Raw genomic sequence first — 18,508 nt, forward strand, 5'->3', positions numbered from 1 at the left:
CAGTAAAAAACAACAAATTATGAAAGCATATAAACTCATAGCCATCTGTGTAATAAGCCTCTTTTTCGGGGCATGTAATGACGGACTGGACGAAGATGTTGCATTGGACGTGACTGTAAATACCAATGAGAATGTGAGCTTCGACGGACATATCATCACTGTAAAGAAAGGAACTCCTGTCAACTTCAACATTGCCGGCGATCCGGACTTCCTTACATTCTTCAGCGGTGAAGAAGGGTATAAATATCAGTATAGAGAACGTCAAACCATTGATCCTTCACAAATCAAATCATCATCGCTAACCATCACGTTATACTATGAATATGGAACAACCGATATGGTAGACAGTAGAATCTATATATCCGATGAGTTCACCGGATTATATAAAGACAATTTCGTAGCAGATTCCTTGTTAGTGGAACAATATGAGAATGATGGTATCTGGCAGTCAATGATCCCCAACGAGGAACTAGGTTATGCCTTTCCGACGAAAACCGGTACATCGCAATCGCAAACTTATACATTCGATATGACGCAATACCTCAATAAAAGAGTTACAATTGCCATACGTTATAAAGGAGTGAAAAACACAGCGGTTCAATCACGTCTGTATTTCACCCAGATGCATCTCACCAATGAACTGAACAATGGTTCCAGCCTGAAGTTCGGTGCAAGTTCTTTCGGACTGACACCAGTAAACATGAAAAACAGATGTAACCTGCCTGATCAGGCATCAATGACTACCGACCGTGAATATGGTACAGTAAGCGGAGGAACTTCCGGAATCTGGAATTTGCAGAATATCGGAACCGAAACATTCTACTTGCACTCATCGACTGCAGGAACTCCTCTGAAATATAGCTGGCTGGTATCCGACCCGCTTACTATCAACTCATGCGAACCGGATCAGGGAACTAAAGTGAAAGACATCACCCAAAGCCTTGACTCTTATACGTATACCTATGACAAGGTTGGTATCTATAATGCAACTTTCCTTGCACGGAATGCCAATATTGACCATTCATCAACGACTACCTATAATTTCGTAGTCAACGTAGTGGAATAATTTAATAACAACAATAAGAAAACAATTAATACATATATCTATGAATTACTTTAAATCATTCTTGTTAACCGCATTTGCACTGTTCACATTGGCAGCTTGCAATACAGACGATTTGAGAGACGATGTTGATAATCTGAAAGGTCGCGTGGAGTCTTTGGAAGCACAAATTAATTTGTTGAATGATAATATGACCGCAATCAAACGACTACTTGAAGGCGGACAGACCATTACAGAAATTACCCAGACAAATGGTACCTATACATTAAAATTGAGCGGTGGAGAAACTGTAACATTAACACAAGGTTCCGCAGGAGAAATAAAATATCCGGAAATCAGCGTCAATGATGAAGGCCAATGGGTAGTAAACGGCGAAGTACTGACCCAAAACGGTGTACCCGTACAAGCCGTCGGAACTCCCGGCAATGATGGTATAACTCCCAAATTCCGACTGACGGATGATGGCAGCTACTGGCAAGTAAGTTATGACAACGGAACTAGTTGGCAGGATGTTCTTGACGAAAGTGGCAACAAAGTGTCTGCTGTAAACAATGGCTCTTCCGGTGGAGGTAGCAGTGATACATTCTTCGAGTCGGCAGGAATTGATGAAAGCGGAGATTTCTTCGTTATCCAGTTAAAAGGACAAAATGAAAGTATTTCCATACCTATCGTTAAAGATTTATTGTGCGAAATTATAGAGCCTGCCGAAGGAATGAATAAAGGATATTGGGAAATTGGTGCTGGTGAAATAGTCTCTACAACTGTAAAAGTAAAGGGAGATAATGTAATAGTAACTGCTCCGGCAGGGTGGTTGGCAACTATTAGCGAAGCGAATGAAAACAACGAAGCGACACTGACTATTACTGCCCCGACAAAGGCGACTGCCCTGAATACACGTGCCACAGCAGACAATAGCAGTGATGTCACCGTACAAGTAAATAAAGGGGCCAACTGGGCAGTAGATAAGATTCAAGTGAAATTGAGTATTATAAGAGACTATTACACATTATTCGAAGAAGGAGAGGATATCAATATTGGTGGAATCACCATAAATAAGAATACCTACCAAGATGCCAATATAGCAGTTTTAGATGGAACAGAGCCTGCTTTAGACAGCTATTTCAGCACTACCATGTCTAAACCTGTAATCTTGTTTTTAAGTGGTAACCAAGAATTTACTGTTACTGGAACAAAAGCTATCAGTAATGATCTCATAATAATGGCAAGATATGAAAACGAAAAACCGACTTTCAAAAATACAGCGGTAAATGGTACATTAAGACCAAGAAAAGGAAGTGTATATTTACTCAACCTGCACATAGCCATGGAAGGAAACACGGCTTCTGCCGGTTTCATTACCAACAACGACTTGACCATAGAAAATAATTGCACCAACCTAGTCATAGATAATTGTTATTTTAGTGGTGTACAGAAACCATTATATTGTGATAATAAAACCGCTGATATATATGGTATTAATAATATAAGCCTTCAAAATAATAAAATCCAATTAACGGCTGCTACAGTATTGCTCCAGTTAGGAACTGCCACCAACTTAGCTAGCTACAAGAATTTTGATTTTATAAATAATCTTATGTATTCTGCAAATGCAGTCAATGGGCAAATGATGAATTGTACTACTGCAACAGATGCAAAAGGAGAAATAGTTGGTAATATCAGCAATAATACAATTATTAATATAATAGGTGCCAATGTTTACTTTAGATATCAAACAGGAACATCTTTAAATATGAATAAGAACATTTTCTACATAGCAGATGCAGGAAAAACATCTTATCTATATAGCTTCTTGTATGAAAATCCCCAAGTTCCATCTATTGATGTGACAGATAATATTGTCTATAGCCCTGGAAACAGTAAATGGTCATATTATCACTCCAATTCTAAAGTAAAAATAATTCCTGATGGTGAGAAAAACCAAATGACATTACACGAAAATTCGCCTATTACCTCCTTTGATTATGCCAATGGTGTATTCACTCTTACTGATGAAATGATGACAGGAGGATATGGAGCATCCATTAATTAATACCTACTGATATATGAAAAAAGTAATACTATCAATATGTACAATTCTTTTCGTCGCACTTTACTCGTGCGACGAACGGGATGACTTGCGCTCCGACATTGACAATCTGAAAGAACGGGTTGCCAATCTGGAAGCAAGTATAGAACAGATGAATACGGACATCAACAACTACCAACAGATGGTAGCAGGAGTAATTCTGGTTATGGGATATAATCAGGATGAATTAGGAAATTACACCGTAGAACTCAGTAACGGAGAAACTGTAAATATTTATAGTGGAAAGGCTGATATGAACGACATGCCCCTATTCAGCATTAATGCATCAGGAAACTGGGCGTATACCATCAATGGTGTAACTACAGAATTACTTTTCAACAATCAACCGGTCAACGCTATTCCCGAAACCGGTGCTGCTGGAATTACTCCGAAAATGAAGGTGGATGCAAATGGTTTTTGGCTAATTTCACTGGACAATGGCTCAACTTGGAGCAAATTAGGAAACAATCAAATAGCTGATGGAACACAAGCTACCTCAAGTGCCAGCTCTGTTTTCAGTAACGTAGCAATCAACGAAGCTACCGGCGAGATCACATTTACTATACGCGCAGACAACAGTGAAGTTACAATACCCATCTACGGACAAGATTTCTATCTGAACATTCAATTTGAAGGGACAGCCACTTTCGGTCTGAAACAGATACAGGAATTTGTTGTGAAACAAGCCAACGTAGAAACTGCCGTCATTGAGAACCAAACATGGGGAATCAAGTTGGAAGAAACAAAATTGACTGTTACCGCTCCTTCCACCAATCCTCGTGGAGAAACATATGAAGACGTGATTCACATTAAAATATTCTCCAAAGAAGGCTATTGCCGCATAGTTAAATTGCCGGTTAAATTACTAAATAGCCAAATTGATGCCAATGCAACCACCGCTTGGACGGAGTTCCTCAGCGGTGATGATAAGAATGTATTGCTGGATTTCTCCTACGCAGGATATATGCGGGGAGAAACAGCTCCCCCCGATGTGGAAATGTTGATAGCTCAAGGATATAAGGTCTATGATGTCACGAAGTATGGAGCCGTCCCCAATGACGGAAAATCCGACCGTGAAGCTTTTATGAAAGTGCTGGCAGAAATTGCCGGCACTAATAATATCAAACAAGAAGACGTTGGTATGACAGACCGCTATATCAAAGAGAATGCCAAAGCCGTCATCTATTTCCCGGAAGGGAACTATATATTGCAGGACAAAGCTTCCCAAAACCGGAGAATCCGTATGTCTATGGGAAATATAGTACTCAAAGGAGCAGGTAAAGATAAGACAACACTCGAAATGACTGTTGCCAACACTTCCCCCAACCCAACAACCGAAATGTGGAACGCACCTGTGATGATGGAATTTAAACACAACTCCGGATTAACAGAATTGGGAACAATTACTGCTGACGCCCCCATCGGCAGTAAAAGTGTGACAGCTAGCGTGACCGGAGTAAGCAGCGGAAGCTGGGTATGCCTTGTGCTGAAAAACAACAACGAAGATGTTATTAACACAGAACTGTCTCCATACAGATGGCAAGATATCAATGTACAGTCCGGCGGAACACTTAACATCAAATCAGAAGGTATCCAGATTTACGAATATCACCAGATTGAAAAAATCAGCGGTAACACTATTACCTTCAAAGAACCTATTATGCACGCCATCAATAAAGACTGGAATTGGAAAATCTCCAAATTCGCCAATTATGAGAATGTCGGCATAGAAGACCTTACTTTCAAAGGACACTCAAAAGAGAAGTTTATTCATCATGGTTCTGACATCGATGACGGTGGATTCAAGTTGATAGATTTTGTCCGATTAACCAACTCCTGGATACGCCGTGTCAATTTCGAAAGTGTCAGTGAAGCAATGTCTATCACAAATTCAGCAAACTGCTCTGCTTATGACATACAAATTGGCGGTAACCGGGGACATGCATCTATTCGTTCACAAGCTTCTTCCCGCATATTTATTGGAAAAGTGATAGAGAACAGCAATGGATATACTCTCAGCAAAGGCGAAGGCGAAGGAACCTTAGGTACTTACCAGTCGAACGTAGGACAATATCACGCTTGTGGAGTCTCCAAACAAAGCATGGGTGCCGTAATCTGGAACGTAAAGTGGGGAGATGATTCCTGTTTTGAATCGCATGCAACACAACCACGTGCCACACTGATTGATTGCTGCTCAGGCGGATTCATGCACTGGAGACAAGGCGGTGATTCTGCACAAATGCCAAATCATATGGAAAATCTGACTATCTGGAACTTCAATGCAACAAATATTCAGACAGATACAGACATTGATGCCGAAGAGAAATTCATTTGGTGGGACGCAAAAGGATACTGGTGGAAATTCTTGCCACCAATTGTGGTAGGCTTCCATGGACAATCTCTTCAATTCAATGAATCACAAATGAAACGATGCGAAAACAATAACGGTGCAGTAGAACCTCTTTCCCTTTACGAAGCACAGTTACGTAATCGTTTGGGATATGTACCCGGATGGCTGAACGCATTAAAATAAACACACAATTTTTCTAACCATTATAAAACGTATTTGAAAATCAGACTTTAATCAATTTAACACCTGAAAGAGAGGGGCCGCGAGGTTCTTCTCTTTTACTTTTTCCGTATCTTTGCAACAAAATTAAATGTCATGCAAGAAACTCTGCCTATCCATTTCGCCCCGTTACAAGGTTACACCGAAGTTTTTTACCGCAATGCCCACGCCGCTTGTTTCGGTGGCGTAGACACTTATTACACCCCATTTGTCCGAATTGAGAAAGGCGAGTTCCGCCGCAGGGATGTCCGAGGCATCGAACCGGAAAACAATCATGTGCCCCACCTCGTCCCTCAGTTAATAGCTCCGACAGTTGAAAAAGCGGAAGCGATTCTCTCCCTTTTTATCGAAAAAGGATATAAAGAAGCGGATATAAATCTGGGCTGCCCCTTTCCAATTTTAGCAAAGCGTCACAATGGTTCCGGCATCCTGCCTTATCCCGAAGAAGTGGAAGCACTACTCAGCTTGGTTCGGAAGTATCCGCAAATCAGTTTCTCCATAAAAATGAGATTGGGATGGGAGAATGCGGCTGAATGCCTCAAACTAGCTCCTATTATTAATGAACTGCCACTGCGGCAAGTCACGATGCATCCCCGTTTAGGCAAACAACAATATAAAGGTGAAGTAGACCTTAAAGGGTTCGCTGATTTTCAAGATGCCTGCAAACATCCTGTTATTTATAACGGAGACATAAACAGTCTGGAAGATATTCAACAAATTCAGGACAAATTTCCTTCATTAGCCGGAATTATGATAGGACGCGGGCTACTCGCCAATCCGGCGTTAGCATTAGAGCATAGACACGGACACGCTCTTAGTTTCGATGAAATGGTACAAAAATTGCAATTGATGCACAAAAGCGTATACACGGCATATGCAGAGCAGCTTGAAGGCGGAGACGGACAGCTCCTAAACAAGATGAAGACTTTTTGGGAATATTTATTACCAAATACAGAAAAAAAACTAATGAAAGCTATTCATAAAAGTACAAGCCTGAACAAATATAATCAGGCTGTCAATGCCTTTTTTAATCAACGATAGGCTGATTACCCGTAATTTTGTGTAATTTTGCACCCGTTTATAAACAAGCACATTATGAAAAAATACATTCTATTATTTCTTTGCCTGATAACAGTTTCGGGCAGTTTTGCACAGATGAAGGACTTCAAGTTTAAATTCTACGGACAAATACGTACTGATTTTTATTATAACAGTCGTGCCAATGAAGAAACTGTGGACGGACTGTTTTATATGTATCCCAAAGACAAGGTACGCGACGCGGACGGGAATGACTTGAATTCAACTTCAAATAGTAATTTCTATACGTTATATTCGCGCTTGGGAGTAGATGTTGCCGGTCCCAAATTGGGAACAGCCAAAACTTCCGCTAAAGTAGAGATTGACTTCCGCGGCACAGGCACTTCTTATTCAGTAGTACGCCTTCGTCATGCATATCTCAATCTGGATTGGGGCAAATCAGCTTTATTGCTCGGCCAAACCTGGCATCCATTGTTCGGAGATGTTTCACCGCAGATTCTGAATCTTTCTGTAGGAGCACCTTTCCAACCTTTTAGCCGTGCGCCACAAATTCGTTATCGTTATACAAACCGCAACTTCCAGCTTACAGGAGCTGCCGTATGGCAATCCCAGTATTTGTCTCAAGGACCTGCCGGAAAGAGCCAGGAGTATATAAAGAAAAGCTGTGTCCCTGAAATTTATATTGGGGCAGATTATAAGAATGGTGGCCTATTAGCAGGTGTAGGCGTTGAGTTGTTATCATTAAAGCCACGCACAGAATCCATTATGCAAGAATATGGGATTGTAAATGGAAAAGAACAGGTGCTTGCCACACATAAATATAAAGTAGACGAACGCATCACAACTCTTTCATATGAAGCTCATGTAAAATACACGAATAAGAACTGGTTTATCGGCGCAAAAAGTGTATTAGGCTCCAATCTTACACAAGCTTCCGGTCTTGGCGGATTCGGCATTAAATCTATTAATGAACACACAGGAGAACAGAAATACACTCCGATACGTTTTTCCAGTTCCTGGCTGAACGTTGTTTACGGACAGAAATGGAAGCCGGGCGTGTTTGTCGGTTATGCTAAAAACTTGGGAACAAGCGATGAATTATATGCCCCGGATGGAAAAGCACAAGTATATGGTACGGGAACAAACCTCGACCAACTCGTCACTGCGGGAGCAGAACTAACTTACAATGTACCTCATTGGAAATTCGGTTTAGAATATACGTTGAGCTCCGCATGGTATGGCTCTCTGAATACATCCAGCGGAAAAATCAAAGATACTCATGCTGTATGCAACAACCGCATTGTCGCAGTTGCCATGTTTATGTTCTAACTCTTCTCAGCAATTTATTTTAATCATAATGCTGTCATCTGTCACCGATTGCAGCTTAACGTTGTGATTATAAGCGAATAGCGTTGTGACAGCAACAGGTGACAGCATTGTGACGGCAACATTGCTGTCACCTGTTGCTTCAACCCTACCTTCCATAAACTAACGATGTTCATCACGGCGGCCCAATCAACTATAGTTATATCTCAGCATGAAACGATTTGTTTCAAGCAATGAAACATTTAGTTTCAAGCCTTTGAAACTAGAGTTTCACACCGGAGAAACAAGAGTTTCGCACTGATGAAACTAAAGTTTCGCACCGGAGAAACTACAGTTTCATGCCTTGAAATGTACTGTACTGGATTTAGTTGACAACTTCGCTTGTTATACCTAAGTTAGTTTACTCAATATATTTTAAAACCTAAATAAGTTTACTTGTTCCTTTGTAATTCCTATATAAGTTGTCATTTTAAAGATGTTGCAAAAGTATGTATCTTCTCTTATAAATGCAAGACTCCGGTCTGTAAACTTCATTAAACAACAAAAACTCTTCGCTCGGGGATCGCCCTAGCGGCAAGGGGCGGGAGCACCCGTCCCGACGAGCGGGACTTCAATCACCTTTCCGCTGCACTTACGAATATATTCCATCGGGGTTCTCATTTGTATACCTTGATGCGGTCGAACATAATTATATGCATATATGGCATCGCCTATACGTTTGTCCAACTGTTCAAAGCTGTCATCTCCACAGTCAAAAAGCCACCCATTCTTGATCGTGTTATTCATCCGTTCAGCCAGTGCATTATGTAGCGGATCTCCGCACTGAGTCATACTGATATTAATATGATGTTTCTTGAGCATCCCCACATACAGGTTTGAGCAGTATTGCACTCCCCGGTCAGAATGGTGTATCAGCTTACTCAAATCAACATTGTGTCTGTTGTAAAACTCCATAGCCATCCTCAGCGCCTTTAAGGGACCTTCCGTTTCAAGTGTTTTGCACAGGGCATATCCGACTATGGCCCGACTGCCCGCATCAGTAAGAAGAGACAGGTAAGCCCATCCCTGGCACGTGGCAACATAGGTTATGTCCGCTACAACCATTGAACCGAATGTGTCCGCTACAAATTTAGGAGTGACATTCAGCAAGTCTGGATAAATGTAATAATTATGATTGGAATTTGTTGTCTTTGGCTTCACACGCCTGACACGTTGGCACAGGCCATTGGCACGAAAAATATTATAGCATTGATCACGCCCAATGACCATTCTGGCACCAAACTTGCGGAGACAGCATGCATAGAGTTCACGCATACCAGCCTTGGGCATAAGCTTACGTAACTCAGTACAATACAGTACAATGCTTGATGTGAGGATATCTATTTCCATTTTTCTGTTGACATGCTTATAATAACCTTGTCTGGTTATGCCGAAGTAATCACAGAGGAACTGCAGGCTACCGCGCATATGACGAGCTGAGTTCCCCTGTGACAAGGTGTCGATTACTTGGCATCGGAGTTTTTTCGAACCTTGATGTGATAGGTTGACTCCGCAAGATTAATCAATTCCTCACAAGCTTCATGACGAAGACTTTCCTCCTGAAGAGCACGTTGAAGCTTGCGGTTTTCGGCACGCAATGCAGCGAGTTCTTTCTCCAGTTCATTGAGAGACTCACCAGAGTCTTTTCTTAAAGAGGGTTGCTCTGTACTCATAACTTTGTCATTTATATGATACTTATCAAGCCAAAGAATCAGTAAACGTCGGCAAATACCCGTACGCTTGGCAAACTGAGACTTCGTTTCGGAAGTCGATAAATACTCACGAATATACGACATTCGTTCAGATTCTGTGTAAGGAGTGTACTTCTTTTTTAATGCTTCCATATGAATTTCTAATTTTAGAAGTGTCAACTTATTCAGTACACTACAAAACCAGAGTTATCCCCTGTTGAAACTTCTGTTTACACGTAGGCTTCCGTTTATATGCAGGCTTTGGCTTTACCGGACGGTGATAGGTGACAGATAAGGTGATAGGTTGAAAGAGGAATTGCATTTATTACTTGGGAGAGAGGAAGCCGGAACTGACAGGGCAACAAGGCAGAAAACAGCAGTTCTCGGCCAATCAAAACTCCGGATTATTTTTTCTTCAATTCTACTTCAAAGCTAGCTCCGTCCTTACAAGTAAAACGAAGTAGTGTCTGTTTCTTATCTGCTGAAATCACTTTGCAGAATGGAGTTTCCTTCACATTCCAATAACCTTTCAAGGTTACTGTCACCGGAATCTCACCACTTTCGTCATTAATCCATGGACGGGAATAAATGCTGCGTTCCACTCGTTTCCCATCTTTGTCGAAAGCTTCGTCACTCGGTCCGCGATACAACGCCAAGTCCGGTTGCGCTACGGTCAACAGCATTTTATCAGATGATTCTTTGTGAATCATTACCAGACAGGAGGTATCTGCACGCTGTAATAATTCTCCGGGAAGTAATGCGCGAGGGGTTTCAAAGAGTACATAAGAATAGGTGTTATCTGTCAGCGACTGTACGATATGAGCATTACGATCTTGCTTCAAAACCTTATATGCCGGTTTCTTGGCAAAGTTTTTCATACCCGTTTCATTCGCCTGTGGCAGTATGGCATATTCATAACTTTTATTCTCAGGCGCCTTACCATGATCGACAACTAATGAAACCCAATCTCCTTTTGTCTCCTTACCGGTATCCTGCATACGGGAATACTGAGGGAAGTTCTTTTCAAACTTAGCAGTAACGGGTACATAATATCCGGTTCCCAAATGATCAATCCATGTTTTACCATTACCATGATAGTTTTTCCAGTAATCATGCCCTGCCTTATCAGTTACCGCCAACTGGAATATTGTAGTTTCAGTGGGATATTCCGTATTGGTATTTTCAATATCCGAGCCCAAGCAAACAATCATTCCGTCGATGAAATGGTAGGATTTGCGTGCCCGGTGGGAACCGTTGTACTTATCATGCTCATGCAATTTCATACCGAAATTGCCATTTTCTTTCTGTTGTGACAGTCCACCGGCAAAAGCTTCGTCGGAATAGAGCATTTCTTCCATGCCGGAGAAGGTATCTACATTCAAAACTTTAGCTTTCAACTGTTCCAGTGGAAGATGGATGGAAGTCACTCCCGGGATACGGTTCCAGTCGAAACCTTCCTGCTGCCATCCACTTGTAGCAGGAGTAACGTTCTGTCCCGGTGCTGCTGTCAGAATTTGCAGGCTGCCATGTGCCAGATAACGGCCATAGAGATTATGACCCAAATAATGTTCTGCCGCCCAAAGATAGCGGGAATGTCCGCGAGCCACTGCAGACCAGTTACTACGGCGCTGCACAGATACGCAGCCATAACCAAGTGCCAAGTTTCCTTGCGGATCGGGTTCAGGGCGGAAACCATTATCGACAAGCAGCTTCGCAATCTTCCGTTCCTGTGCGCTGGATACTTTTGGCATATATTCCGGTTCCTGCTCTTTGGAAGAAGCATCTGAAACAAGACGCAGATAAGCAGATGCCATCTCTTTATCGAACTCAGACTTTCCGTCGGAAGTTCCTGCCATAGCCATCATTGCATAGTGCATCGGCACTAATTTCCCCTTTCCATCGGGATGACGACCGGACATTGACAATGGGAAATTCAGCTTATTGCAATAGAAACGCATTGCAAACAATACATTTCTCACCGTTTCATGCGCCAGTTCCGAGATAGCAAATTCTGTCCGGCTGAAAAGATAAATCATATTAGTAGCTCCGTCCAAACCACCGACAGCATAAGCCGGGTAATTATTACGATGATGGAAAGCACCGCCGTCTGTCTTGAATGAGCCATCCAATCCCGGAGCAGGGCGACAACCGTAATCAATCCAACGAGAAAAAGACCTTAGATATTGTAACTTTTCAGGTGTATCTTCCATCATCAGGATACTCGCGATACGACCAGTGGTCTGTGTGTTAAATGAGTCCATATCAATACCGTTGCCTTCAGGTTTAGGATATACTTCATTCGTAATGGCATACCAGAGCAATGTACGCTCAGCTTCTTGCAACTTACCGGCTTCACGAAGTACGTCTTTCATCAGGAAATATGCCAGATACAATCCGCGAACGCTATATCCGTAATGATGGATATTCCCCCAACAACTGCCATAAGTCACCCCCTGGTCAGTTATATGGTCATACATAGCCAAGAATTTTTGCTTCATTTCTTTCTGAAGTTCCGGTTTCGCAGCACTATTATTATACGCAACAGCAATCCGTTTCATCAAATCAAAATAGGCACGCATTTCTATACCAAGTTTGGTCAGCATATCCTTGTCCCAGTCCGGTATAATCCGTTCATAAGCTTCAGAAGCGCGCACCATATAAATAGGTACACCCGATACCTGACCGTTTTTATAAGTAATCTGATAGAAATCATATTTCTTACGGATAGTCTCCACTTCTTTATCCGAGAGCTTACCTTTTGTATAATTCATGTCCCGGAAACGTTTCTCCAGCAGTTGCATTTCTTTCTTTTGCTTGTCACTGACAGGGGTCAACTCGATATCCGGTTTCAAAAGGGAGTGTTTGTAAACAACCAACCAATGATTATTAGTTCCGGCATTTACAAAAGGCACTTGCAAATCGGCTGTTTGCTGACGTGCATCCACTTTGGTAGCGGTAATCAAATGGTCGATGAAAAGGCTTCCTTTTGAATTTGGAGCAACAATGCGAAGTTCGTTCATACCTTCTTCCGGTGTACCTTGCATATCCCGTTCATAACAAACCCATGCGGCACGCCAACCTTTAAAGTTGATTCCGAAAGGAAAGGAAGTACATTTCTTCCCGTCTTTCAAGAATTCAAATTCAATAGTTGCATTTTGGGGTTCTTCATTATACACCCACACTATAAAAGCTGAAAGATACAGGTCTTTACCGGTCGGATCTTTCTTTTCAAACTTCAAGTCTTTTTTGAGTTCTAATATACCACCAGGTTCAAAGTCCCATTTCATCGAATGTTTTCCGTCTTTATAATGTATATCGGAGACGGAAAGTTGGGAATGGATACTCGTAATGCAGCCCGGAACCTGGAGATCTTCAAAAGAGAACAGCCGCTCGTCTGTTACTACTTGCGCATGAAGAAATGCGGAACATAAACAGGAAAATAGAGTCAATACTCCGAGTCTGGTAAAAGATTGTTTCATCATAGATATATTATCTGATTAGTTTTCTATATGCAAGTTTAGAATGTAGTCACTTTAAAGCCGGTAAACAACACGTGATTCTGCAAAAGACGTAAACCAAAATGTCCGTCTCCCGTACCGTCTGTTATCGAATAACGGAAAAGTTCTTCTCCATTTACCGAGTAAGTGGTAACCCCTTCTTTTACCCGAATCCGGATTTGATACCATTGATTGGGAGCAAGCAGATGCGGCGCATCCGTATATTCACTCAACAGTGGTTTTACTTTATCATCTGCCACTCCATAATATTCACCCCGGTAACGGCGAAAACGAGTAGTAGAATTATCATTTCCCCCGTATCCAACGTAGAAAAGGTTTAATGTGTTGTAGTTTTTAAAGACACCATTTCGCCACCCACTACGGGCAAAAAGGTTGTCTGGGTGTTTAGGGTCATTGGCAGCCCAAAAGCAATTCAGGTCGCTCAGACGGTCGTACTTTCCGCCTTTCATTACCATACAGATACGGTAGTTTATTTCATAATCACCAGTCAGGCGTTGCTGATACCACAGTGTCAAGCCACCAGGAACAATCAGTTCCAATGTATCTGCACGCTCTATTATCCGCAAGGCATGAGATTCATCTTCTATTTTCCATTGCTTCGCAAAGGAGCTTCCGTGTTGCGCTATAGAATATTCGTGTTGCGCAAAGAGCACTACACCATGCAAAAAGAAAAAAGAAATCAGACTGTAGCTAATAAAAAATCGCTTCATCATTACGGTATTAGTTTAAAGATCGTTCTTCCGGATACAAAGAAACCCCTCTTTTCGAAAAAAGAGGGGTTCAAATTGTACAAAATATCTCAAATAACGTATTGAATGAGAAATTGCATTACCAAGCTTCTACTACTTTTCCACCTACCGGGTGCAAATACCAATCCTTATTATCAACACCGTTGCTAGTCACCCAACCACGGAATTCAGGATAAGCATCATCAAACAGCACTCGCTCATAAGCATGTTTTGTACCAACAGGAACTTTAATTCCCCAAACAAAACCATTCTTATTGCAATATGGAACACCGTCCATCATTTCACCTTTTGAATCAGCGTCATAATTGGTATAAAGATAAGTCGGCTTATAACCCTTCATGTGAATTTCCTTTTTGCTATTTGTTACAATAAAGAAGTTCTGATTGTTTGTATTAGTAATAAGTTCACGATAAGCCTTCAATTGATCCAAATCCTCTGTAAGACTGGTACGTTCTTTACCACTCAGAGTAATCTCTGCACGCAACATGCCTTGTCCCGGATTTATATATCCTTCTGTAGTTTGGAAGAAATTGGTATTATCACCTAAATCAGCCAATCCATCCATTATGATAACAGGATTACCATTTTTCGTATCTACGGTAACCTTGCAATATTGCGATTTACCAAACAATGTTCCGCGCATTTCCGCTTCCATTTTCCCTACAGCTAATTCGTCCTCTGTTCCCTGTCCCTTTTTCAATACAATACGGGTTACAGCAGTAGCCTCATTAATATATTTCTTGTCCAAGCCACCAAGTACTACACCAATCGCTGTAGGATATCTGCCACCTTTCGCACGAATATCCAAAGTCAGCTTCAAGTTTTCTTTATATGCCTGATTTACTAACAATTCCTCATTCTGACATTCAGTAACCTTCAAATCATATTCAAAAACTACATCGTTCAAATCATTGTCCTGCCCCGGTTCTATCGGCCAGTTGTCTTCAAACATAGCTACACCCGTATTATGATAGAAAAGCCATCCGGCATCCTTCTCATTAGTAGGTTGCACTGCATCCTCGGGAACTGTAATCGCTACAACTTCACTGCCACGAGTAACATTGGCAATCGGGAAGGCAACATCTTTAGCTGTTGCCGTCGCCGTTGCATATCTTAAATAAAGATTAGTACAATGAATCGGCACATTCAGCTCTAAACTTTTTTCTCCCTTAACAAGTAAATCGCCAACCAACAAACTTTCTTCTTTGCAATCTTTATCCGAATACAAAGATACGACTACAGGGTTAGCAGAAGCCACTTCAACTGCAACAGCACGGCTAGTTGCAAAATTAAATCCAGCAGGAATTACATATTCAGGAGAATTATCACCTCCCCCTTCTCCATTATTCACAACTCCCTCATTGTCACTATCCGTACAAGCAACAATGGCAAATGTCCCCATAAGGACATACATCAAATTTTTAATCTTCATCATTATTCCAAAGTTTAAATTATTGTTTGTTTCATTATTCCATGGAATCATACCGTTTGACTTGCATCGACATGCCCCATTAGTTAACTAATCAAAAATATCTTTAACGTCCAATCACCTTTTCAGTCCCTTTATTTGTGTTTTCAATCCTTTTCATCGAATATAATCACAAAGCCTGAAATATCTCTTAAAAGCCCTGTTCATAGACAATGGATAATATATACAACTTATTTAGTATATTTGCATTGAGCAGAACATTCAATACAACAAATGTAAGGCATTTGTTTGAATTATACAAGTTTTTAGATAAATATATCAAGGGAAATGGACCAGGTTTTATATGGCATAGATTTCATAGAATACTATTTCTATTGGATATACTATAAGTTTATAGGGTATCCTCTGATCATAAGAATATGTTCAATTGCCGTATTGTTCTGCATCATTGCGTACTTATTCCTGTTATTCCATATCATATATGGTATATTCAAACGGCGGAAAGAGAAAAAGAGATACAATAAGGCGTTCGATAAGTATTATGAAGAAATGAAATCTATTTCACTAGATTCCAACACATTAAGCGAGGAAGAAATAGCAGACAGATTAGCATATGATACAAAGAAACGTCCCAAACCTACCGAACTACGCATTGTCACGCAACTCTTGACAGAAATCAAGAGTGCACATGAGAATGAAATCAACGAAGTCAACTACCAATCTATACAAACCGTATTCCAGATAACGCGTTTTCTCGAACGCGAACTCCAGTTTGGCTCCAAGAGAGCCAAGATACAAGCCCTGAAACTTATCCAGTCCATCAACGGATATGCTTCCGAAGCCGTGCTGGTGCGTTTTCTCTACCACCGCGAAATGGAATTGAGAAACTCGGCGCGCTATACTTATATGTGGTTAAGCCAGGGAGATCCGTTCCGCTTCTTTGATGAAGATATCGGGATGAAGTTAAGGCAATGGGACATGATGGAACTGCATGCCATCCTGGAACACCGCAAGAAAGTGGGTTATAACACTCCAAGCTTCATTAAATGGGTAAACACCTCGGCTGAGGAGAATGTGAAGATATTCTTTATCAATGAGATCAGGTTATATAATGAAACGGAAAGTGCCCCGATTCTGGCAAAACAAATCAACGCACGTTCTACAGAAATAAAGGGTGAAGCAATAAGAACTTTAGGAAAACTAAAATATAAGGAAATCGAACCCAAGTTGATTGAAATGTATCATGTGCAACCGGAAGAAGTCAAGCGACAAATCATCACGGCCATTGCAGATCTGAAGACAGACAAGGCTTTGGGATTTCTTTACAATGCTTACGATGAAGCGGACAACTGGGGAACGAAGCGCGTAATCCTGAAAGCCCTATATGAATATAGCGCGATGGGAAGAAAAACCTTCGATCAATTGGAGCGAAAAGCTGATTCTCACTCTGCAATATTGTTCGCCCATACGAAGCATCCATTAATCAACCAGTCAAATTAGAGAATATGAGAGATATTATATTTACATTCTTCAATTATTTCGTATTCTTTTATACGAGTATGCTGGCGATAAGCTTTGTCACATTCGCTTTCCTTTCTTTCGTTTCCCTGAAACGGAGAAAAGACTATTATGTGGAAAGCTATATGCGGAAAACAATCAAAGAGTCTCCTTATACACCCGGTATCTCGGTGATTGCTCCCGCCTATAATGAGGAAAAAACGATCATCGACAATATCAACTCCATGCTTGCACTGGAATATCCGCTCTTCGAAGTAATCATTGTAAATGACGGCAGTACGGACAGTTCCCTGGAAAAGATGATCGAGTATTATGAACTGGTAGAAGTGCCGTATGCATATATCGAACGAATCAAGACCAAACCGTTCAGAAGACTTTTGAAGTCGACAAATCCCAAATACAGCCAGCTTATCATCGTCGACAAGGAAAACGGCGGAACCAAGGCGGATGCATCCAATGCAGGTATTAATGTCTCTTCATACCCTTACTTTATCTGTACGGATGTGGATTGTATCCTCGAGAAATACGCTCTTTACCGTTGCATTTCACCGATTATCTCTTCAGACAAGCAAGTGATTGCAGTCAGCGGAACGATGCTGATGGCCAACGGATGTGTAGTGAAAGACGGGCAGATTGTTGATGTCCGAACTCCGCGTACCCCGATTCCGCTTTTCCAGAATCTGGAGTATATGCGTTCCTACCTGATTGGCAAAATGGGCTGGTCTGCCATCAATGGCATGCCGAATGTTTCCGGTGGATTCGGCCTTTTTGACCGTTCCGTAGCTATTGCGGCCGGTGGGTACGATGCTCCTTCCTTTGCGGAAGACATGGATTTGATTACCCGTATGGTAGGATATATGTGTGACTTCTCGCGCCCTTACAAGATTGTCCAAATTCCGGATACCTGCTGCTGGACGGAAGGGCCGCCTAACCTCGCGATGCTTTACCGCCAACGTACCCGCTGGGCACGCGGATTGTTCCAAACACTGAGTATCCATCATAAAATGATATTCAATAAGACCTATAAACAGATGGGACTGCTCACGTTGCCCTATATGTTCATCTTTGAGCTTCTGGCACCCATCATCGAATTGACAGGTCTGATAGTATTCCTCTACCTGGCTTTCACGGGAGCGGTCAACTGGAATACGGCATGGATGATTTATCTGACCATCTACACGTTCTGCCAGTTCCTTTCCATTGTGGTTATCACTTATGATTATTACGTCGGGATGCTCTATAAGAGAGGGTATGAATACCTGTGGATTATCATTGCTTCGATATTGGAGCCGATTTTCTATCACCCCATCATCACTTTCTGCTCTTTGAGAGGATACCTCAGTTATCTGACAAACAGGGACTTCAAGTGGAAAAAGATGGAACGGGCAGGATTCAAACAGAAAAAAGGAAGCGAAACCGGAGCCGGCGGTGACGCAACTGTAAAGCCTGAACCGGCAACGATTTAAATAGTTAGAAAGATAT

The 18,508-nt window shown here is 41.5% G+C and carries 13 protein-coding genes; 7 read left to right on the plus strand and 6 right to left on the minus strand.

Annotation, left to right across the window (positions count from 1 at the left end; translation table 11 throughout):
* The first annotated feature begins 19 nt into the window (after positions 1 to 19).
* From BQ7997_RS13705 to BQ7997_RS13725, 5 genes are all read left to right on the plus strand, one after another.
* Complete coding sequence (locus BQ7997_RS13705; RefSeq protein ID WP_022137043.1) at positions 20 to 1,066, plus strand: DUF5017 domain-containing protein; 1,047 nt, start codon at positions 20 to 22, stop codon at positions 1,064 to 1,066.
* Positions 1,067 to 1,106: 40 nt separating this feature from the next.
* The gene (locus tag BQ7997_RS13710; RefSeq protein ID WP_073346910.1) at positions 1,107 to 3,113 is read left to right on the plus strand and encodes a PL29 family lyase N-terminal domain-containing protein; all 2,007 of its coding nucleotides are present in this window, start codon (positions 1,107 to 1,109) and stop codon (positions 3,111 to 3,113) included.
* A 13-nt stretch (positions 3,114 to 3,126) separates the two neighbouring features.
* Complete coding sequence (locus tag BQ7997_RS13715; RefSeq protein ID WP_073346911.1) at positions 3,127 to 5,682, plus strand: DUF4955 domain-containing protein; 2,556 nt, start codon at positions 3,127 to 3,129, stop codon at positions 5,680 to 5,682.
* A 132-nt stretch (positions 5,683 to 5,814) separates the two neighbouring features.
* On the plus strand, positions 5,815 to 6,759 hold the full coding sequence (locus tag BQ7997_RS13720) for a tRNA-dihydrouridine synthase family protein (protein WP_073346912.1): 945 nt from the start codon (positions 5,815 to 5,817) through the stop codon (positions 6,757 to 6,759).
* A gap of 54 nt (positions 6,760 to 6,813) precedes the next feature.
* Positions 6,814 to 8,085, plus strand: a complete 1,272-nt coding sequence (locus BQ7997_RS13725) for a DcaP family trimeric outer membrane transporter (protein ID WP_073346913.1) — start codon at positions 6,814 to 6,816, stop codon at positions 8,083 to 8,085.
* A gap of 6 nt (positions 8,086 to 8,091) precedes the next feature.
* Here BQ7997_RS13725 and BQ7997_RS25515 read toward each other — a convergent pair whose 3' ends face one another.
* From BQ7997_RS25515 to BQ7997_RS13750, 6 genes are all read right to left on the minus strand, one after another.
* Positions 8,092 to 8,241, minus strand: coding sequence for a hypothetical protein (locus BQ7997_RS25515; RefSeq protein ID WP_159436764.1), 150 nt, complete (start codon positions 8,239 to 8,241; stop codon positions 8,092 to 8,094).
* A 408-nt stretch (positions 8,242 to 8,649) separates the two neighbouring features.
* Positions 8,650 to 9,549 carry an IS3 family transposase gene (locus tag BQ7997_RS13730; protein ID WP_139260910.1) on the minus strand — a complete coding sequence of 300 codons (900 nt, stop codon included), beginning with the start codon at positions 9,547 to 9,549 and terminating at the stop codon, positions 8,650 to 8,652.
* Between the two features lie 35 nt (positions 9,550 to 9,584).
* Positions 9,585 to 9,965, minus strand: a complete 381-nt coding sequence (locus BQ7997_RS13735; RefSeq protein WP_004323210.1) for a transposase — start codon at positions 9,963 to 9,965, stop codon at positions 9,585 to 9,587.
* A gap of 251 nt (positions 9,966 to 10,216) precedes the next feature.
* Positions 10,217 to 13,294: a chondroitinase family polysaccharide lyase gene (locus BQ7997_RS13740; protein ID WP_073346914.1), complete on the minus strand. Its 3,078-nt coding sequence runs from the start codon at positions 13,292 to 13,294 to the stop codon at positions 10,217 to 10,219.
* A 35-nt stretch (positions 13,295 to 13,329) separates the two neighbouring features.
* Positions 13,330 to 14,043, minus strand: coding sequence for a DUF6250 domain-containing protein (locus tag BQ7997_RS13745; protein WP_083589237.1), 714 nt, complete (start codon positions 14,041 to 14,043; stop codon positions 13,330 to 13,332).
* Positions 14,044 to 14,158: 115 nt separating this feature from the next.
* On the minus strand, positions 14,159 to 15,511 hold the full coding sequence (locus BQ7997_RS13750) for an LruC domain-containing protein (protein ID WP_044656106.1): 1,353 nt from the start codon (positions 15,509 to 15,511) through the stop codon (positions 14,159 to 14,161).
* Between the two features lie 324 nt (positions 15,512 to 15,835).
* Between BQ7997_RS13750 and BQ7997_RS13755 the strand changes: the two genes are divergently transcribed.
* Together BQ7997_RS13755 and BQ7997_RS13760 are read left to right on the plus strand one after the other, a co-directional pair.
* On the plus strand, positions 15,836 to 17,008 hold the full coding sequence (locus BQ7997_RS13755) for a HEAT repeat domain-containing protein (RefSeq protein ID WP_073346915.1): 1,173 nt from the start codon (positions 15,836 to 15,838) through the stop codon (positions 17,006 to 17,008).
* 5 nt (positions 17,009 to 17,013) lie between these two features.
* Entirely contained in the window at positions 17,014 to 18,492 is a 1,479-nt protein-coding gene (locus BQ7997_RS13760; protein ID WP_073346916.1) for a glycosyltransferase family 2 protein, read from the plus strand.
* Positions 18,493 to 18,508 lie beyond the last annotated feature (16 nt).

This window comes from Bacteroides congonensis (assembly GCF_900130125.1).
GTDB lineage: Bacteria > Bacteroidota > Bacteroidia > Bacteroidales > Bacteroidaceae > Bacteroides > Bacteroides congonensis.